This is a genomic window from Paenibacillus hebaui (assembly GCF_051934385.1).
Lineage (GTDB): Bacteria > Bacillota > Bacilli > Paenibacillales > Paenibacillaceae > Paenibacillus.
The window spans coordinates 4432120-4451905 of the sequence record NZ_CP196836.1 but is presented as its reverse complement, the minus strand read 5'-3'; the positions used below and the strand labels follow the sequence as shown (position 1 = coordinate 4451905).

Annotated in this window: 21 protein-coding genes and 1 other annotated feature; of the genes, 19 read left to right on the top strand and 2 right to left on the bottom strand. The window is 45.5% G+C overall.

Annotation, left to right across the window (positions count from 1 at the left end):
• Positions 1–3 precede the first annotated feature (3 nt).
• The 8 genes from ACR32F_RS19670 (at position 4) to ACR32F_RS19635 (ending at position 8040) form a co-directional block, all read left to right on the top strand.
• Positions 4–531 (top strand): redoxin domain-containing protein, encoded by a 528-nt coding sequence (locus ACR32F_RS19670; RefSeq protein WP_440109909.1) that lies wholly within the window; start codon positions 4–6, stop codon positions 529–531.
• A 14-nt stretch (positions 532–545) separates the two neighbouring features.
• On the top strand, positions 546–2219 hold the full coding sequence (gene resB / locus ACR32F_RS19665) for a cytochrome c biogenesis protein ResB (protein ID WP_440109907.1): 1674 nt from the start codon (positions 546–548) through the stop codon (positions 2217–2219).
• Complete coding sequence (ccsA, locus tag ACR32F_RS19660) at positions 2216–3478, top strand: cytochrome c biogenesis protein CcsA (RefSeq protein WP_440109904.1); 1263 nt, start codon at positions 2216–2218, stop codon at positions 3476–3478. Before resB ends, ccsA begins: the two co-directional genes overlap by 4 nt.
• A gap of 144 nt (positions 3479–3622) precedes the next feature.
• Entirely contained in the window at positions 3623–4339 is a 717-nt protein-coding gene (locus ACR32F_RS19655; RefSeq protein WP_017687664.1) for a response regulator transcription factor, read from the top strand.
• A 55-nt stretch (positions 4340–4394) separates the two neighbouring features.
• Positions 4395–5792, top strand: coding sequence for an ATP-binding protein (locus tag ACR32F_RS19650; protein WP_440119958.1), 1398 nt, complete (start codon positions 4395–4397; stop codon positions 5790–5792).
• Between the two features lie 198 nt (positions 5793–5990).
• A complete protein-coding gene (locus tag ACR32F_RS19645) occupies positions 5991–6548 on the top strand; it encodes a collagen-like repeat preface domain-containing protein (RefSeq protein WP_440109902.1) in 558 nt (185 codons plus the stop codon).
• A gap of 218 nt (positions 6549–6766) precedes the next feature.
• Entirely contained in the window at positions 6767–7150 is a 384-nt protein-coding gene (locus ACR32F_RS19640; RefSeq protein ID WP_440109900.1) for a hypothetical protein, read from the top strand.
• Positions 7129–8040 (top strand): BclA C-terminal domain-containing protein, encoded by a 912-nt coding sequence (locus ACR32F_RS19635; RefSeq protein ID WP_440109898.1) that lies wholly within the window; start codon positions 7129–7131, stop codon positions 8038–8040. Before ACR32F_RS19640 ends, ACR32F_RS19635 begins: the two co-directional genes overlap by 22 nt.
• 107 nt (positions 8041–8147) lie before the next feature.
• Here ACR32F_RS19635 and serA read toward each other — a convergent pair whose 3' ends face one another.
• Positions 8148–9743 carry a phosphoglycerate dehydrogenase gene (gene serA, locus ACR32F_RS19630; RefSeq protein ID WP_440109896.1) on the bottom strand — a complete coding sequence of 532 codons (1596 nt, stop codon included), beginning with the start codon at positions 9741–9743 and terminating at the stop codon, positions 8148–8150.
• Positions 9744–9942: 199 nt separating this feature from the next.
• Positions 9943–10173: a binding site (T-box leader), on the bottom strand.
• A gap of 346 nt (positions 10174–10519) precedes the next feature.
• Here serA and ACR32F_RS19625 point away from each other — a divergent pair.
• From ACR32F_RS19625 to ACR32F_RS19615, 3 genes are read left to right on the top strand one after another with little or no spacing between them, the layout of a single operon-like run.
• Positions 10520–11113 (top strand): lysostaphin resistance A-like protein, encoded by a 594-nt coding sequence (locus tag ACR32F_RS19625; protein ID WP_440109894.1) that lies wholly within the window; start codon positions 10520–10522, stop codon positions 11111–11113.
• Positions 11110–11562: a hypothetical protein gene (locus tag ACR32F_RS19620; RefSeq protein WP_440109892.1), complete on the top strand. Its 453-nt coding sequence runs from the start codon at positions 11110–11112 to the stop codon at positions 11560–11562. Before ACR32F_RS19625 ends, ACR32F_RS19620 begins: the two co-directional genes overlap by 4 nt.
• A gap of 26 nt (positions 11563–11588) precedes the next feature.
• The gene (locus ACR32F_RS19615) at positions 11589–12371 is read left to right on the top strand and encodes a metallophosphoesterase (RefSeq protein WP_440109890.1); all 783 of its coding nucleotides are present in this window, start codon (positions 11589–11591) and stop codon (positions 12369–12371) included.
• A gap of 57 nt (positions 12372–12428) precedes the next feature.
• Here ACR32F_RS19615 and ACR32F_RS19610 read toward each other — a convergent pair whose 3' ends face one another.
• Positions 12429–13358, bottom strand: coding sequence for a polysaccharide deacetylase family protein (locus ACR32F_RS19610; protein WP_440109888.1), 930 nt, complete (start codon positions 13356–13358; stop codon positions 12429–12431).
• A gap of 95 nt (positions 13359–13453) precedes the next feature.
• On the opposite strand from ACR32F_RS19610, the gene ACR32F_RS19605 reads away from it, so the two are divergent.
• The 8 genes from ACR32F_RS19605 to ACR32F_RS19570 all read left to right on the top strand — a co-directional run bounded on the left by ACR32F_RS19605 (position 13454) and on the right by ACR32F_RS19570 (position 19777).
• Positions 13454–13807 (top strand): hypothetical protein, encoded by a 354-nt coding sequence (locus ACR32F_RS19605; RefSeq protein WP_440109886.1) that lies wholly within the window; start codon positions 13454–13456, stop codon positions 13805–13807.
• A gap of 186 nt (positions 13808–13993) precedes the next feature.
• The gene (locus ACR32F_RS19600; protein ID WP_440109884.1) at positions 13994–14608 is read left to right on the top strand and encodes a genetic competence negative regulator; all 615 of its coding nucleotides are present in this window, start codon (positions 13994–13996) and stop codon (positions 14606–14608) included.
• A 42-nt stretch (positions 14609–14650) separates the two neighbouring features.
• Positions 14651–15346, top strand: a complete 696-nt coding sequence (gene prsW / locus ACR32F_RS19595) for a glutamic-type intramembrane protease PrsW (protein ID WP_440109882.1) — start codon at positions 14651–14653, stop codon at positions 15344–15346.
• A 595-nt stretch (positions 15347–15941) separates the two neighbouring features.
• Positions 15942–17288, top strand: coding sequence for a germination protein YpeB (ypeB, locus tag ACR32F_RS19590; RefSeq protein WP_440109880.1), 1347 nt, complete (start codon positions 15942–15944; stop codon positions 17286–17288).
• A gap of 148 nt (positions 17289–17436) precedes the next feature.
• The gene (locus tag ACR32F_RS19585; RefSeq protein ID WP_440109878.1) at positions 17437–18090 is read left to right on the top strand and encodes a flagellar brake protein; all 654 of its coding nucleotides are present in this window, start codon (positions 17437–17439) and stop codon (positions 18088–18090) included.
• A 70-nt stretch (positions 18091–18160) separates the two neighbouring features.
• On the top strand, positions 18161–18385 hold the full coding sequence (locus tag ACR32F_RS19580) for a hypothetical protein (protein WP_440109876.1): 225 nt from the start codon (positions 18161–18163) through the stop codon (positions 18383–18385).
• Positions 18386–18488: 103 nt separating this feature from the next.
• Complete coding sequence (cmk, locus tag ACR32F_RS19575) at positions 18489–19193, top strand: (d)CMP kinase (RefSeq protein WP_440109874.1); 705 nt, start codon at positions 18489–18491, stop codon at positions 19191–19193.
• Complete coding sequence (locus ACR32F_RS19570) at positions 19190–19777, top strand: lysophospholipid acyltransferase family protein (RefSeq protein WP_440109872.1); 588 nt, start codon at positions 19190–19192, stop codon at positions 19775–19777. Before cmk ends, ACR32F_RS19570 begins: the two co-directional genes overlap by 4 nt.
• Positions 19778–19786 lie beyond the last annotated feature (9 nt).

Below are 19786 nucleotides of genomic sequence, written 5' to 3'. Positions count from 1 at the left end.
CACATGGGCAAATCAAGAAGAACGGTGCAAATCGTCATTTTGTTATTGATCCTGGTGTTGGGCGGATATGCGATTACCACATCGGTATCCGGCTCGAATGGCAAGCCAAAAGAAGGAGACAAAGCTCCTTCTTTTGAACTGCTGGGCTTGGATGGTCAAGTTCATACATCTGATGAGTACAAAGGAAAAGCTATGGTAATCAACTTCTGGGGGACATGGTGTGAGCCTTGTGTCAAAGAAATGCCTGCACTACAAGCACAAGCGGATAAGTGGAAGGACCAGGGTGTTCAATTTGTAGGTATCAATGTTGGGGAAGACCAGATGACGGTGGATAATTTTGTTCGACAGGTGGGTGTTACGTTTCCAATTATGCTCGACCGGGACAAAAACTCAGTCCGTGATTTTGGGATCTCTCCGATGCCAACGACATTTTTTGTCTCCAACACGGGTAAAATCTCTACTATTCATATCGGTCAACTCGATTTGGACACACTTGACGCTCAAATTTCACAATTGGCGAAACAGCCCTGACAGGAGGTCTAGTCGTGTTCGAAAATACCAAGTGTGAATGCGGACACCAGAATCCGGTGGGTACCGTGTTGTGTGAGGCATGCGGTAAGCCGCTGCTTGATGCTGAGGTTAAATCAGATGAAGTACTGGAAATGCGCTATGATGGCATGGCGCGACGTTCGCAGCGTAGAAATCCCAATATTATCGATCGGGTATGGAACTTTTTTTCATCTGTTAAAATTGCCGTGTATATGATTGTGTTTACACTCGTAGGTTCCATGTTAGGCACGATCTATCCACAGGAAAGTACGTTTCTTAATATTGATCCTTCCGTTTATTACAAAGAAACATACGGTCAGTTGGGTCATATCTATTACCTGCTGGGTTTGTCCCATACATACGAATCCTGGTGGTTTATCTTGCTACTGGTGATGATCGGTGCTTCATTGGTCATATGCAGTCTTGACCGGGTACTTCCGCTCTACAAAGCGCTGAACAAGCAGAGAATACGCAAACATATGCAGTTTCTAACTAGACAGCGTCTGGTGTACCAAGGTTCTATTGAAGAAGCCTCTGAAGACTGGATCAAGAAAGCGGTTACGCCGCTAAAAAAGAAAGGATATCGTGTGCATACGGAAGGTGATGCACTGCTGGCCGAGAAACAGCGATTCAGTCGCTGGGGACCATATGTTATCCATATCGGACTCATTATATTTCTTCTGGCTGTACTTGCCAGGGGGCTTCCTGGCCTGAATCTGGACGAGCATGTAGCTTTTCCCGAAGGGGAGATCAAGAAAATTCCGAATACATCCATGTATTTGAAGAATGAACAGTTCAATGTCGAGTTTTATAGTGAAGACGAAGTACCGGAACAGTTTCGCAATTTGAACAAAACGGTGCCGAAGCTTTTTGAAACCAAAGTGGTGTTGTATGAATGTACGGCGGATTGCTCGGATCTTTCGAAGAAACCTCAGTTGTCTGAGGTGACAAGACATGATGTTCGAGTGAATCATCCCTTGAATTACAACGGATTGAAAGCGTATCAGTTTGATTATGATTTGACTCCAACCATTCGTTCTGTAACGCCAGATCTGGTCAATGCCAAAACAGGCGAGAAGTACGGGTCGCTCCAAATCGATATGGTAGATACCCAGAGAACGTTCAAAGTGGGGCCTTATAATCTGAAGGTGAAAGAAAAATTTATGGATTTTGGGTTGGATGAGAACGGTAAGCCCAAATCAAAATCACCTTCACCGAATGCACCTGCCTTTCTTTTTATTATCAATGGGCCGGATCTTCCTGCAGAAGGACTTCAATATCTGTATTTCGCAAAGCAGATTGACAAGCAACGTTTTCAGCAGGACGCGATAAACAAACAGCTCGCTCAAGGAGAGATTCCATTACAGCTGGAAGTGGACAGTATGGAGAAGGTTGATATCATTCAATCCGTGAGTTACCTGAATATACGTGTGGACAAGGCCATGCCTTTTGTGTGGATCGGGGCCGCTATCGTAATGTTGGGTCTGGTTATGGGCTTTTACTGGCATCACCGCCGCATTTGGATTCGGATTGATGATGGGCAGCTTACCCTGGGCGGACATACCAACAAAAACTGGTTTGGCTTCAGGCGTGAAGTTGCAGCTGTGTTAAAACACATGAATGTGGTAGTGGATGAGAAGTCGTTGGATAACGGGGGGAACCAAGCATGAGTTTATTGGATTTCAGCAGCGACGCATTTATCGTATCTTTTTTTCTATACTGTGCTGCATTTATGTTATACGGCGTTGCCGTTATGGGCAAAAAGTGGAGTAATCGTGATCCTCAGGCTCATGTGGAACGTTGGGGGAAGCGCGCTTTCATTGCTTCGACCATTGCGCTGGCTGCGCACCTTGTCTTTTTTGGAACACGTTGGGCAGGGGCAGGTCACATCCCGGTAAGTAATATGTACGAGTTCATGAGTTTTCTGTCCATGATGATCATGGTTGCATTTATTGTGGTATATGCTATTTATCGTAAGTCGTTGCTCGGTTTGTTTGCATTGCCACTGACCATCATTATTATGGCTTATGCAGCGGTATTTCCTCAGGAGGTACAGCCACTGATTCCAGCTTTACAATCGATATGGCTCAAAATTCACGTGACATTGGCAGCGCTTGGAGAAGCGTTCTTCGCCGTAGGTTTTGCAGCGGGATTCATGTACTTGCTGCGAACAGTCGATTTTAGTGGTAAGGACAAATCATCCAGACGCCAGCGCGGCTGGGTTGAATTCACACTGATTACTATAGTTGTTGTCATCGGGTTTATCGGGACTGTATTTGCTTTTCGGGCATCTGGTTATGAAGCAGTTTTTGTACAGAAAACGACTAGCATTGACACAGAGGTACAGGAAAATAGTACAATAGAGAAAGTGATTTATCGCATGCCTCCTATTTTTGCACCGTATAATAGCGAAGTGGAGAGCATAAAACCGTTTCTTGGGATGAAAGAACCCTTGCTGGAGACGCCATCCTGGATGAACGGAGTAAATGCCGGACGTAAACTGAACACGGTTGTCTGGTCTTTAATTGTGGGATTAATCCTGTATGGGGTTATTCGTTTGATTGTAAGAAGACCACTTGGACAAGCGCTGCAACCAATGATGGATGGTATTGATGCGGACGATCTGGATGAGATTAGTTATCGCGCAATTGCTATCGGATTCCCTATTTTTACATTGGGAGCATTAATTTTCGCCATGATCTGGGCTCAGATTGCGTGGAGTCGCTTCTGGGGCTGGGACCCCAAAGAAGTGTGGGCACTGATAACATGGTTATATTATAGTGTGTACCTGCATTTACGTTTATCCAGAGGCTGGCAGGGCCGCAAGTCTGCCTGGCTCGCTGTGCTCGGATTTTTGGTTGTCATGTTTACATTGGTTGGCGTAAATCTGATTATTGCCGGGTTGCATTCTTACGCAGGAGCAGACTAGGATAGGTCGTTTCAGGAAGTTCTGGAGAGAAATCCATGAAACATATACGTAAGCCCCTGCGTCCAAGAGGGGCATTCATATATTGTTCGCCAGATCGAACATAATAGAAGTGATGAGGAGTTATTGCAAAGGGGCTGGAGTGGAATGGCTGAACATGAGAACCGAATACTGGTCGTGGATGATGAGGAAAGAATACGTAGACTTCTGAAAATGTATCTCGAAAAAGAAGGTTATGAAATTGACGAAGCTGAGGACGGGGAAACCGCGTTGCGAAAAGCAACGGCAGGTGACTATGGGCTGATTTTGCTTGACGTGATGTTGCCAGGTATGGACGGTGTTGAAGTATGCACCCGTCTGCGTCAGGTGAAATCAACACCGGTTTTGATGCTTACCGCAAAAGGAGAAGAGATAAATCGCGTTCAGGGCTTTGAAGTTGGCGCAGACGACTATGTGGTTAAGCCATTCAGTCCGCGTGAAGTGATTTACCGGGTGAAGGCGATTTTGCGTCGTTCATCTGCCACAGCCTATCTGTCCAAAGAGAGTAATTCAAGCAATAATATTGTGTTCCCCCATTTGGTCATCGAACATGATGCTCACCGGGTAACTGCAGGCGGGGAAGAGATCAGTCTTACGCCTAAAGAATATGAACTGTTGCACTATCTGGCGACATCCCCAGATAAAGTTTTCTCCAGAGAAGAACTGCTAAAGGATGTATGGAACTATGAATTCTTTGGTGATCTTCGTACTGTAGATACGCATGTAAAGCGTCTTCGCGAGAAGTTAAACAAGGTATCGCCAGAATCAGCGGCGATGATTACGACGGTGTGGGGTGTGGGTTATAAACTGGAAGTACCGAAGTAGTTTTAATTTCTGGAGATCGCTGGTCGGGAAGTTATGGATCACCATTATTTGCCTTGTGGGTTGTGTACTCATAGCGCTGGGTCTTTTTTTGCTGCCGTACATTGATACGAATTTTGCGGAGTCTGAATCAAGGGATATCAAGCGTTTATTCACGTATGTCTGTATCATTGGTTTCAGCCTGACAACCTTTTTTGCCCTGTTTCTTTTTACGAAAATTACGCAGCCGATGCAGCAATTAATTCAGGCAGCGAATGCGATTCGGAAAGGAAACTACGGGACGCGGCTCTCTCTTGTCACAAGTGATGAGATTGGAGAACTTGGCAATACCTTCAACCATATGGCTGCTCAGCTGGAAGATAATATTCGCAATCTTAACCACGAGAAGGAACATTTGGCGAGCGTACTCCGAAGTATGACCGATGCAGTAGTTACATTCGACGGTGAGGGTAAAGTTATTCTGACAAACCCCCCAGGGGAGAAAATCATGCAGGCATGGTATGCTATGGACTGGGCTCAGATGGATGAGGTGCATGATTCGGATCATTCGGCTAGCTCTTCACGTGATGTGCCCGAGCCACTCGTTCCTTTGTTCAAAATGGTTATGGAGCAAGGCGGTGATCAGAACTCCAACGTTCATGTGCAGCAGGGCGTCTGGTCTGTGCAGATGGCTCCTCTGTATGCGGACAGTGTCGTAAGGGGTGCTGTTGCTGTGCTTCGTGACGTGACAGAAGAAGTGCGGCTGGAGAAAATGCGTCGTGATTTTGTTGCGAACGTATCTCATGAAATTCGTACTCCGTTATCGATGATGCAAGGGTACAGTGAAGCCCTATTGGATGGGATGGCAGCATCCCCGGAAGAAAGTGAAGAATTGATTCAAGTCATTCATGATGAGTCTCTACGCATGGGCAGACTGGTTAAAGATTTGCTTGATCTTGCCCGGATGGAGGCAGGTCATACGGATATGGCAATGAACGAAGTTGATCTGGTGGAAATGCTGGAGCGGGTATCCCGGAAGTTCTCAGTACGTTCCAAAGAACAGGATATAAGCCTTCAGTTTGAATGCAGACCATCTTCCATTGAGCTTCACCAGGCAGATGAGGATCGACTTGAACAGGTGTTTACGAATTTGCTGGATAATGCGTTCCGACACACTCCATCTGGTAAACGTGTTGTTATCTCGGCAGAATTGTTAACGGATATCCGGACACCTGCAGCTAAAGTAATTGTAAAAGATGAGGGAGTAGGTATACCTTCTTCTGATCTGCCATTCATCTTTGAACGATTCTACAAAGCGGATAAAGCTCGTGTTCGAGGTGAAGGTGGGGGTACTGGCCTGGGCCTTGCAATTGTGAAAAATATTGTGGATGCCCATCACGGTACAATTAACGTCAACAGTGTACTTGGCGAGGGGACGGAGTTTATTTTACAATTTCCGGTCGATTCATCGAAATAGCCTGATTTCATACAAAAAGTGCGGAGACACCCTCTTATGGAGGGTGTTTTTTTGTTGAAGAGTACCGTTTAATCTTGTTCAACGTGGAACATGTGTGGTCATTTTTATTTATTTTCAAAAAAAAGGTCCAAGATAATTTTGCCTCCAGCCTAACATAAGCTTAGAAAACAAGAAAGTTAAAGGAGGAATGGATCACGCATGTCTGATGAAAGAAAAAGGGTCAATATCAAGGCTTTTTTAGAAGGAAGATCCTTTAGAGCAAGCTCACCGTTTATTCCCATAACGTCGAGTGAAGTGGAGCAGTTCGAATCCATTCTGCGCTCGTTGGCAGTGACTATCCCAGCAGCAATCAGTCAACCCACTTCGGCTAATATTGTTGCGTTGCAAACAGGTTTACGAAATTTACTTACCTTTGTTAATAATTCAGGATTTCGTGCAGGAGTAAAAGCGGAACTGCAGGGAGTACTGGAGTTAATCATTGCAGGATCTGAGGTTGTACCAACGGCATTAATTAATTTGGCAGCAAATCTGCAAAATGTACTGGAAGACTTGTTAAGTGTGACATTGCTTCTGGAAATTCGGCCTCCAGAAAAAGATAAACTCGTAGAGTTGATTCGTTCCATATCTGTTTCGTTAAGTCGGGCAACGACGACATTTGGAATTGGGGGAATCACTGGGCCAGCGGGTCCCCCGGGAGTCCCAGGTGTACCTGGTGTGCCAGGGTCGACTGGCCCTCAAGGGGAAGTGGTCCAGTAGGACCTGTCGGTCCAGTGGGGCCTCAGGGCCCTCAAGGTCCTCAAGGTCCTAAAGGTCCTGCAGGTGTACCTGGAGTGGGGCTCAACGACATTATAGCATTTGATCCGTCTCAGGCAACGGGTTATGCCCAAGGGCAGATCGTCTCATTTAATGGGAGTCTTTATGTTGCTAATGTAAATGGTCCTACTGGGGTACCTGGGAGTTCTCCAGACTAACCCTTGCTCGCAGGTGCAGGAGCCACGGGAACGACCGGGGTAACTGGAGTTGGTGTTACGGGCAGTACGGGCGCGACTGGAGCGCCGGGTATAACCGGAGCCACAGGCGTAGGTCTGAGTGGCGTAGTGCCATTCAATCCAGCAGTAGCGCCGACGTATCCAGCGGGTCAAGTGGTCACGTTTAACGGAAGCACCTATATTGCAAATGTGGCTTCGCCAACGGGAACACCGGGCACATCGCCAGATTACACGTTGCTGGCAGGCGCCGGAGTAACAGGAGCAACCGGCGTGAGTGTAACGGGCAGTACAGGTGCGACTGGTACGCCGGGTGTAACCGGAGCCACAGGAGTAGGTCTGAGTGGCGTGTGCCATTCGATCCAGCAGTAGCGCCGACGTATCCAGCGGGTCAAGTGGTCACGTTTAACGGAAGTACCTACATTGCAAATGTGGTGTCACCAATGGGAACACCGGGCACGTCGCCAGATTACACGTTGCTCGCAGGTGCAGGAGCCACGGGAGCTACAGGTGTAGTTACGGGATTAACAGGTGCGACCGGAATTGGCGTCACTGGAGCTACAGGGTCTACCGGAGCAACCGGAATTACTGGTGACACAGGAGCGACTGGCGCCACAGGAATTTCTGTAACTTCCAACTCGGCTTTTGCTGAGAACACTAGTGGCACAATTGTTGTAATATTGGGTGGTACACTCATTCCATTGCCGAACAACCAAAATATAGGCACAGGGATAACTGTCAATGGGACAAATGACACCTTCACGCTTACCAATGCAGGTCGTTACTATATCTCATACAAATTAAATCTGACAGCAGCACTCGCTATTCAATCTCGAATTTTGCTTAACGGGGCAGCAATTCCAGCGAGTGTAGTATCTCCAGCACTTTCTATCAGTCAGTTGCAATCTGACTTTATTGTGACTATTACCGCTGGTTCAACAATTCAGCTTCAATTATTTGGACTCATTGCTACAGCTGTTCTATCTCCTCCGGGTGCTACACTAAATTATTCAGTTAAGTTAATCGTTCGATACCATTCAAAGTTCCCTCTGGGTGAACAAAAGAGGCGAACCTGTATTGGATCCGTCTCTCAGATTATCGATAAACCCAGGTCAGTTTTTACGACCTCGGGTTTACTTTATGATCAGGCAGAGGTACGAAAAAGTGAGTGGGGTACCCTCGCTGTTCCAGGGGCTTTCCCAAAACGGACGGCGTCAAATAAGAAAAATTCAAAAATGACCCCAAAATCCACAATGATCTAATCAGCTTGAAAATTGATTAGATAGGCGGTTTTTTTAGCAGACAAAAGATAAGACGGAAACCGCAACGGTCCCGTCTTATCTTATATTTTATCAATTAAATCAATCGTCTACTCAAGAACAATTTCAACTGCTGTATTCAATTCCGGCAGAGCTGCAAGCTGCACAAGCACATCTTTTGGAACAGCTTTGTCAACGGTCAGGATCATGATCGCAGCACCACCAATAATTTTCCGTCCAACCTGCATGGATGCGATATTGACATCGTTCTGTCCAAGCAGTGTACCTACACGTCCGATAATGCCCGGCTTATCGTTATGGGAGATGAGAATTTGATGACTTTCCGGAGCGATATCCACCGGGAATTTATCAAGTCGTACAATCCGTTCGCCATAACCCGCAAGCAACGTACCGGCAACGCGACGTTCTTCAGCATCCTGAGTTGTCACCAGTGTAACAGTAATCAGATTGGTGAACCCTTTGGAAGTCGATGTTTGGCTAACCACTACGTTGAGATCCCGCACTTTAGCCAAATGCATGGAGTTGACAATGTTGGCTTCTCCACCCAGATGTCTGGCAAGAATACCTTTTACAATATAACGCGTCAGTGGGGACGTATCCACCTCGGACAGTTCACCCGCGTAATCGATCCGAATTTCCTGTACTGGGTTCTGCGTAATCTGTGCAGCAAAACTGCCCAATGTTTCCCCAAGTTTAAAGTACGGTTGCAATTTGTTCATTACCGTTGGTGCAACAGCCGGCATGTTAACTGCGTTTTTAAACGGTTCGTTACGCAAAATGTGAAGTACCTGTTCCGACACATCGATAGCTACGTTCTCTTGTGCTTCTACTGTAGATGCACCAAGGTGAGGTGTCACAATAATGCTTGGGTGATTCAGGAACGGGTGATCAGCAGCTGGCGGCTCGCTTTCGAATACGTCAAATGCAGCACCAGCAACGATTCCTCCATCAATGGCTTCCACGAGAGCCATCTCATCGACTACGCCACCACGGGCACAGTTGATAATACGCATCCCCTTTTTCATAACTTCGAATTGAGGACGGGAAATCATATGGCGTGTTTCTGGTGTTAATGGTGTGTGTACAGTCATGAAGTCGGCATTGCGGATGATGTCATCCACGCTGGCCAGCTTGACTTGAAGCTTCTCTGCGCGTTCCTGCGTGAGGAACGGGTCATAAGCAAGAATGTCCATACCGAACGCTTTGGCACGTTTGGCAACTTCGCTACCAATCCGTCCCATACCGAGTACGCCCAGTGTTTTGTTTCTTAATTCCACACCAAGGAAGGTTTTACGATCCCAAGTACCTTGGATGGTTTTGGCATAAGCTTGAGGAATATGTCGTGCAAGTGCCATCATCATGGCGAACGTATGCTCACATGTCGTAATGGTGTTACCGTCAGGGGCATTAATAACAATAATTCCACGTTGCGTAGCGGCTTCCAAATCAATGTTATCTACACCTACACCAGCACGTCCGATGACTTTAAGGTTTGTACCCGCAATCATAATACGATCCGTAACACGCGTCTGGCTGCGAACGAGAAGGGCATCATAATTGCCGATAATTGCAACTAGCTCATCTTCGCTAAGACCTGTTTTTTTCTCAACAACAACATCATTTGCATCCACCAGTTGCTGGATACCCAGATCACTAATAGGGTCCGACACTAACACTTTGTACATGGTTTCTTCCTCCTTGGTATGTGTATCTATATCGTCAAGGCCTGACCTCACAGAAGAGGTAATCCTTAAAACCGTTTCATTCCTTCCTCTCAACAACGCGGTGTCGCAGTAGAGGGGGAGGGTGTAGCGAATAGGGCGATTCCCACGTCTGTACTTTAAAATAAATCAAAAAACTCTCAATCCGCATACTGCTTGCGCAATAAGGGACGAGAGTTGTCGTGGTACCACCCTAATTCACCGCCGTTTCGCAACGACAGTCTTAGCGGTCAATGAAGACCGAAGAGGATAACGGGTCTAAACCGATTGCACCTACTCCATTTTCAATGCAATAACTCAGGAGCGCTCAAGATCATCTGCCTGCCACCGATTTACACCATCCATCGGCTCTCTGTAAGACAAAGCAACGTCTTTTTTCCATCATCGTGTTTAACGTGACTAATTTTTTCATAATGTATCATGGCTGACATGAGCATGTCAATAGGCATAAATGTTTTAATTCCATTTGCTAATATCATTTGAAGCGGAGTCGGAGATCACGTATAATCATCGAGAATTGACTTTTGCATTCGGCTAGAAAAGCTCGAATACCCGCTGTTTTGAGAATTAGATTTCATTGCATTAATGAGGCAATGCGGATCGTGTAACAGGGATGGAAAATCGAGACTTGGGGCAGGTCTTGAACCTATTGGGTTTTTTGGCTATCATTTAGTATACAATCCGACTGGATAACGAACTTGTTACCCATCAAATTTAAGTCAAGAGGACAGACACATGCGATGAAAAAATTGAAGTTTCCCAAGTTCAAGATTCAGAAGGCTGAACCGCAACAGCTCACCGAGCGTTTACTTCTTATCAATCTATACTTTACACAAGGTTTAACTCTGATCATTGGTGTTGTGTGGGTTTTATTGCAGAAGAGAAATTTGTTTGATGTGTTTGCCTGGCCTGACAATTACCAATTCATATGGTGGGGACTTGGTCTTGCTGGCATTATGCTTGTGATGGACTTGGTTCTGTCGTATGTCATTCCTCAAGAAAGCATGGATGACGGTGGAATCAATGATATGCTGTTCCGCAAGCGTCCGATCTGGCACATTGTATGTATAGCGGCAATTGTCGCTATATGTGAAGAATTGTTGTTCCGCGGAGCTATACAGCACGCAATAGGTCCTTACTGGACAAGTATTATATTTGCAGTCATCCACATTCGTTACCTGCGGCACTGGATTCCAACGGGATGGGTATTTGTTTCGAGCTATGGTTTGGGTTGGATATATATGCAATCCGGCACATTATGGGCGCCTATATTATGTCACTTTATTATTGACTTGGTGTCTGGATTAGCGATACGTTTTCGGAGGGGATCATGACTCAGCAATTAAGTAGAATGAAGACATACGGAAGACAGCGCCATCGTCACTCGGATAAGACAGAGACATCTGAGCGTCCAGCGGCTTCTCAAGTTAATCTGGTTGTTGAACCAGCGGCTGCCGCGGAGATAGGCATAATCCCGCAAATCACCTCTGTCTCCATACCAAGATCAGAACGCAAGGCCAATACATCATCGCTGGAAGCTCCGGTACTTCCCCAGCGAGCACCCGCACGTTCACAAAAATCGCAAAAACCATCGGACGAACCCGTTTCCGAAGCAAGGACACTGCCAACCCGGACGGAACTTCATCCTTCTCGCCGATTACGGCTAAGTAAACGATTTGTTAATTCACTTATTTTTATATTTGTTTTACTTACGATGAGTCTTATTTGGTGGGGAATAAAAGGAGCACCTGCTCCGAACACTTTCCTTCCATGGCCTTGGTAATATTGGCCTGTTTTGTGGTCGTTCTATTGGCAGGAATCGCTTTGGTCGTTCATATGTGGCGTGAAGCGCATCTTCACCAAGTTGTCTTAGAAGAGGTGGAGGTTCCAAATTTACCTGCTTCCTTTGATGGCAGTGTAATTTTATATTTATCTGACATTCATAAGCGTAAGCTGAGACAGAAGGATCTGACATGTCTTGGTGATCAGGTGGACTGGGTTTTCATTGGGGGAGATGTGGCGGAAAAAGGAATTTCATGGCCCATCGTCAGACATAATATGAGCTTGTTGTCAGACATTGCGCCTGCTTTTACGGTCTATGGTAATCATGATAAAAGAGCAGGCACTGCCCAACTGGGTCGCATATTCAAAGAAACAGGAGTTCAACTCCTGCAAGATCAGACCACTTTCCTTTACAAGGGGAACAGTAAACTGTGCCTGATCGGAGTCGATTATCGTTCGAAGCGAGGAGATTCGCTGCTCGCAGAATTGGACAATAGCGTTTGCAAGATAGCAATCGTCCATGATCCTTTACAAGCTCTTCATCTGAAGCATCCGGTTGATCTCTTGTTGAGTGGTCACACACACGGTGGGCAATTGGTATTGCCAGGATTCGGCCCCGTATTTCTTAACAAAGCGTATCGATCCGTGTCTAGCGGGTGGTTCACTTTGAAAAAGGATAATGATGATACTAACGAGGGTAGAATGTTTGTTAGCAGAGGGTATGGAACGAATCATCTGCCCCTCAGATTGTGCTGTCCCGCAGAGATGCATATGATTACACTGAGGATGTCCTCACACAAACAGCCTTGATCCCAAACGGATCAAGGCTGTTTCAGTTGGTTCAGCAACTTACATATTGTCGATGACTCAGCGCGCTTCCAATTCTATGGCCCGAGGGTCAACAAAGGTGTATCCTTTCTTTTCGAGTTTTGTTAACAACTCATCCATTGCTTCAACAGTCCATGGCAGCTCATGCATCAAAATATTGCTTCCGGGATTTAATTGATCCAGCACATTCTGAATGACTTTATCCGGTTTGTTTTTGGTACTCTTATCCCAATCCAGTGAACCATTGGACCAGGTCATATATAACATGCCGTTCTCTTTGACAGCGGCTTTCAGTGCGTCATTACCGGAGCCAAAGGGCGGGCGGAAAAATTGGGGTTCCACACCAATAGTGTCCTTCACAATCTTTTGCACATCGGTAACTTGTTTGGCTGCTTCTGTACTGGACATTTTTTGGAGATCCTCATGATCCCAGGCATGATTCCCAATAATCTGACCACGTTCATGGATGATTTCCAACAATTCGGGATGACTTTTCACTCGGTAACCGTTGACAAAAAATATGGCCTTGGCGTCATGTTTATCCAACGTGTCGATTAACCCGTTAATCATTTTTTCTTCTTTGGGCCCATCGTCAAATGTCAACAATACCACTTTGCCTTCACCTGTTTTGTCGTTGGGCTTAATGTAATAATTGGTGTTCATGTGATACGTTTTATCAATTTTTTCCTCAGTTGCATCTGTTTCAGAGGAACTAGCTTTTTCCGTCAAAGTGGTTTCCTTGTTGTCTGAGGTCTCTTCATCAGACGTTGGTTCGGTTGAACCGGAACCTGAATCCGAAATGGAAGTTTCTCCTGTGGCAGTGCTAGAAGGTTTGTTCTTTTGTTCTTGGGTCGAAGGCACCGATTCATTGTTGGAATGGGATGTTTCAGGCGATGTTACTTCCTTGGCTCCGCACGCTGACAACAGCATGCATGCAATCATAATTAAGGCGGCGGTGTTTCTAACCATGATTTTCAACTCGCTTTCCTGTATTTATGCAGAATGAGATGGGGCATTCCCGCAAACACTAGTTGTGACTTTAACATTAAAAGGAGGTTGGTGTAATGAAGGCGTCATCCTTTCTCTGGGGTATCGTCATTGGCGTTGCAGCCAGTTCATGGCTGTCCAAAGGTAAAATGCCAATGCTGTCTTCCGGTTCATCCCGAAACATGATGGATCAGGCCAAACATAAGATGATGGAGATGACTTTTCCGGGTATGGACGGATTCAGTTCCAAGCAAAATGAGCATGGTGAAACCCACAAAAACCCAACGAATAAAATGGCAAGACCAATTACGCCAAAGGAAAAAGAAGAGAACATGAACATGCTCAAGGATTTTATTCGCACCAATCCAGAAGTTAAACATGAAGTTGAGCAGATTCTAACTCAAACAAACACAACAGTACCGGGTTTATAAACCAAAACAGCTCATAAGAATCATCCACAGTCCAGTTTGCTGTGGAATGATTCTTTTTTTGTCGATTTTACTTCGTGCATTTGAAGGTATAAAATGATAACATAACTACATAGATTTATTTTCAGCACATATTGTTTTGTGCTTCATAATCTGTTATAAGACTTGCTTAAAAAGGGGAGATCCTGTATGAAAATAGAAAGATTAAGTCACGATAAGATACGGATTTTCCTGACCTTTGACGATCTGAGCGAGCGCGGAATACAAAAAGATGATATGTGGCAGGAAATACCTAGAGTTCATGAACTGTTCACTGAAATGATGGACCAGGCATATTCCGAACTTGGATTTGATGCTACGGGTCCACTTGCTGTCGAAGTATTCGCACTTCCCGCTCAAGGGATGGTTGTCATTGTCACTCGTGGGAAATATGATCCGCAACAATATGGTTCAGGCAATGAAGATGACCTGCCTGAAGAAGTATATGAAATGGAAGTTACACTTGAACAAAGTGATTCCATTGTCTATGCATTTAAGGATTTCGAAGTGCTAATTGAGGCTGCACATATGTTGCGTCAGCATGTAACGAATGCTGGGAGACTCTATTCCTATAAAGACAAGTGGTTCTTGCACTTGGAGCCGGACGAAGTGGACACTACCAAACATGCAGCATTGATTGCTTTGCTTGCTGAATTTGGTGAAGGATCTTCGGTTACTCCCGCTGTCATGGAAGAGTATGGTAAGGTAGTTATTCCTGAACTAGCGATTGATGTTATTTGCACCCACTTCAAACGTCAGGATTAAGCTCCAGTTATAATCGCGTCTTAGTCAGAGGAGGGAATTTCGGTGCTTTTGTTTTCGGTTTTAGCTGCAGCAGTAGCTCCGGGTCTCGCCTTGTTAACATACTTTTATCTGAAAGACCGTTATGACTCCGAACCGCTTCACATGGTACTGCGAGTTTTTGTCATGGGGATTCTGATGGTGTTGCCTGTGATGATTATCCAGCGTGGCATGATGATTTGGCTTGGAGATAATCCTTATGTTGAAGCCATCCTGATTTCGGGTTGGGTCGAAGAATTCGTTAAATGGTTTGTGTTATACCACATCATTTATAACCATACCGAGTTCGACGAGCCATATGACGGGATTTTATATGCGGTGGCTGTTTCACTCGGGTTCGCTACGGTAGAGAATGTGTTGTATGCCTTTGCGGGGAATGCTTCAGTCTCAGCCATGTTTATCCGGGCACTGCTTCCAGTATCAGGTCACGCCATGTTTGCCGTAATCATGGGTTATTACATGGGGCGTGCCAAGTTCACGGATGGTAAGAAAAAACGTTGGTTTATTGCGCTCTCACTCATCTTACCATTCTTCTGGCATGCACTATACGATGTCATTATGAACACCATGGTGAATTATTGGCTGTGGTTTATTGCACCACTGATGGCAGGATTATGGTACGGAGCGATGGGGAAGATCGCAAGGGCCAACAACCGTTCTCCATTTCGTTTTGTGAAACGTGAGGAAGAGGTTAAATTATAAAAATACGGACACACTGGTGGACATGGAGCGCAACCTGCGCCTAACGCCCCGGTGTGTTTTTTTGTCATTTAGAGGTTGTTCAAAAAGTCCGCTTTTGATTACGAAGGATGCTAGTGGCATCCTCAGCATCGAATATGGAATTCAGCCGAAATGTCCGTTGCTCACGTAGTTTTCCCTACGCTCCGCTACTCCATTTCTAGCTTCATCCCATCTTCTCGGTACTGAAAAGCGCTCTTTTTGAACACGCACTTTTAAATAAAAAATTCTCCGGGAAATGACCAATAGAAACGGGGATAAGTGTGATGAGGATCAAAATTAAAATTAGATGCAAGCAATGTGGGGAGCGTTTTACACTCCGAGGCAAGAAGGAACGAGGACGAATTGAAACGGGGTTTAAACAGTGCCTGTGTGATAACCGAGATCAGTTTGAAATTGAAGAAGATGGCGTTACGAGCTGGCTTCAGTTGAATTAAACGGATCACTCCGAAATCAAAATGAAGAGCCCGACAATGGACAGACTGGAAATCGCATGCATAAGAGATCTTTCTTCGATCCACAATAGAGGTAGTGGCTTAGAAGAAAGGAGACTCTACCGATGTATAAACGTTTAAGTTCAGTTATGTTTCCGATATTTGCAGTTCTGTTGATCGGTGCTCTTGTATGGGGATACCAAGAGAATCAGGAGAAGAATGCAATTCTGATCAAAGCGGAGAATCAATATCAGCGTGCCTTTCACGATTTATCTTTTCATATGGATAAATTGCATTCGGAGATTGGAAATACACTGGCTGTGCATGCAACCTCCCAGGGAATGCATCGCAAAGGTCTGATGAACGTATGGCGCCTCACAAGTGAAGCACAGAATGAAATTAACCAACTGCCCCTCACGATGCTACCTTTTAACGAAACCGAGGATTTCCTCTCCCGTATCTCGAACTTTGCTTATCAGGCTTCCATGCGTGATATGACAAACGAGCCTTTGAGTGAAAAGGAAATGGGTAACCTGAAAAAGCTATATCAGAATTCATCTGAGATCACCAAGAATCTGCAGGTCGTTCAGCAAAAAGTCATTTCAGAGCGTTTGCGCTGGATGGATGCGGAGTCGGCTATGGCAACGGAAGAGAAAGCAATGGACAATACCATTCTTGATGGATTCCGCACCGTAAACAAAAAGGTACAGGAGTACCCTGAACTCGATTGGGGTCCTTCCGTCTCCAGCATTTATGCCAAACGTTCGGTGAAGAAGCTGGATGGTTTACCGATGACGAAAGAACAGATACAAAGTAAAGCGGCGAAGTTCTCTAATGCCGATATGAACAAGATTCAAGTGCAGGAAAACGGTAAAGGCACAGATTGGGAGTCGTACACTGCCTCGATTGATCAAGCCAAAAACGGGAAACTAATGATGGATTTCACTCGCAATGGCGGTATGCTGATCTCTTACAGCGATACTCGCCCCATCGGAACCAAAAAAGTAACTCGTAAGGAAGCGATGGCCAAAGCAGATCAATTCCTATCCAATAAAGGTTACAAGGATATGAAGGCGGTCAACTATGATGAGTATGGGAATCTCGGCAATCTGACTTATGTACGTAAACAAGGGGATACGTTAATTTATCCTGAGAAAATGTCAGTCCGGGTTGGACTGGATACGGGTGAAGTAACGGGCTTCCAGGCCAGTGATTTTGTTTATGAGCATAATGATCAGCGGAAGATTCCCAAAGCTCATCTTACAGTTGAGCAAGCACGTAAGAAGCTGAACCCTGATTTTAAAGAGAGTTATGGTCGCAAATCACTGATTGAGAATGAACTTAGCAAAGAAGTTCTATGTTATGAATTTGGTGGTCGCATCAATGGTTCCAAGTATCGAATTTACATCAATGCCGATACGGGTGTAGAGGAAGCGGTTGAGGAAGTGAAACCGGTTAATGCAACCTCATAGGCCTAACGAATAGTAGTTCCAAATCGAAAATAAACAAACAAGACAGGCCACTCGGTGGTCTGTTTTTTGTTTGTCCACTATGATAAAGGTCATGGTATAATAGTCCTTGTACATATGAAGATAAATAGCTAAGGTGGCGGTGGACAGCTTGTTTCCCAAAATAAATGAAATTCTATACATTCAGATTGCCTCTGCGGATGAAAAAGAAGAAATTAAACAATATAAATCACGCATTGCGGATACGGATGATAACAGTTTTCTGATCGAAGTTCCCATGCAGCAAGGAAGCAGCCGATTAAAAAGGTTGTTTTTTGGCGAGGAGCTATCCATTTCTTATATTACGGAAGAAGGAGTCCGTCATTATTTCAATACCTACGTCACGGGGTTTGAGGAAGATGTCATTCGTCTTGTACGGATTCGCAAACCTTTGCCAGACGATATTACCAAAATTCAGCGTCGCAGCTTTCTACGCGTTCATGCAAACCTTGAAATGGCCATACAGGCTGAAGATCTGAGCCGCGCAGTGGGCTTAACTGAAGATATTGGCGGCGGTGGATTGTCCATCTACGGGGAGCCTGATTTTCCAATTACGGAAGGGCAGACGCTGAAGTGCTGGTTGCTTGTTCCTTATCGTAACGCAGCGATTGAACATGCTAATTTTGAAGCAGAAGTGGTGAGGGTCAAAACCCTGGAAACCGGCAGGCTGTTGTGCATGTTGAAGTTTGTACAGATCACCGATTTGGAGCGGCAGAAGATCATCAAATTTTGTTTTGAACGACAATTGGATTATCGTACGAAATAATGAGGTTTCAGTAGGGGGATAAAATGGGATAGCTGCGGGCAATGTAATGGGAAAAACGGAGGTTCAAGTCATGAATCATCGCCATGCATCCCGAAGATACGAGCGTTTATATGTTGTGTTCTCCAGACGGATGGAGAGTAGGGCTCTGATTCTTATTACAGTGCTTCTAATTCTGCTTGTGATCTATCAATTATTACTTCTTGTGCCTAGTTTAAAAAAGAATATGACCTCGATTGATCGTATGGAAGGAACACCAATTCAGATGCAAATGGTAAACGAACAGGTAGATCACTGATTTGTCTGTTTTTGCATCCATGTGTATAGTGTGGTATAATTTTGACGATGCAGGCAATGCCTGTTTTTTTATTGAGGCTTATCGTTTGAGGAGGAATGCCCCGTTGGCAAGCCAGAACACATCAGAGAACGGGAAGATGAACGTTGCAATTGACGGACCTGCCGGTGCCGGGAAAAGCACGGTGGCCCGATTGGTTGCAGAGGCGCTCGCGTATATATACGTCGATACTGGCGCAATGTACCGCGCGGTAACCCTGCATATGCTTCGGAAAGGCATTACACCTGAAGATGTGCCAGAGGTGCTTCAGGAAACCCAAAAGCTGGTCATTGATTTACAACCGGATCCCGACGGACAGAAAGTGTTCTGTAATGGGGAAGATGTAACCTCGGAAATCCGCTCCCGTGAAGTGACGGGAATCGTGTCCCGATATGCGCAAATCGAGGGGCTGCGTACGCAATTAGTGGATACACAGCGGCAAATGGCTTTGCGCAAGGGCGTCGTCATGGATGGACGCGATATCGGAACGACAGTACTGCCCGATGCGGAAGTGAAAATCTTCATGACTGCCAGTGTGGAAGAGCGTGCACTTCGCCGCTTCAAAGAACTGGACCCCTCAGAAGGACTGACGTTGCAGCAACTTGAGCGAGACATTGCCACCCGTGATAAATTGGATGAAGGTCGGGAAATTTCCCCACTTCGTTGTGCTGAGGACGCTACTGTTCTTGATACAACCGAGATGAGCATCCATGAAGTGGTTGACAAAATCGTATCTTATTGCACAATGGTCAGAGGAGAGATCGGTCTATGATTTACACATTTTGCAGCACATTACTGCGGATCATTTACACCATTCTTTTCCGCCTGGAGGCAGTTGGACGGGAGAACATCCCCGAAGAAGGCGGCGTACTTTTATGTTCCAATCATATCAGTAACTTTGATCCTCCAACGGTTGGTATCAAGATTCGTCGTAAGGTTCGTTTCATGGCCAAAAGCGAATTGTTTGATATTCCGGTCTTGGGCCGAATTATCAAAGCTGTAGGTGCTTTCCCGGTAAAACGTGGAGGCGTCAGCAAAGAATCCATCAAAACATCACTCAACCTTTTGCGTAGTGGTGAAGTGCTTGGCATTTTCCCTTCGGGAAGCCGTCACAATGATGGAGGAATCGGTAAAAAAGGTGCAGCGAGCTTCGCTCTACGGAGTGGTGCTACAGTTATTCCTACTGCTATTATCGGCAACTACAAGGTTTTTCGTAAGATGAAAGTTGTGTATGGAGCACCCGTAAGTTTGGACGAGTTCAAGGAAGATCCAACCGGAGATGCTCTGGAGAGAGCGACTGAGAAGATTATGTCCAAGATTAATGAAATGGTGCGAACAGGCATGCCGAGCAAGTGATGGCTTCGT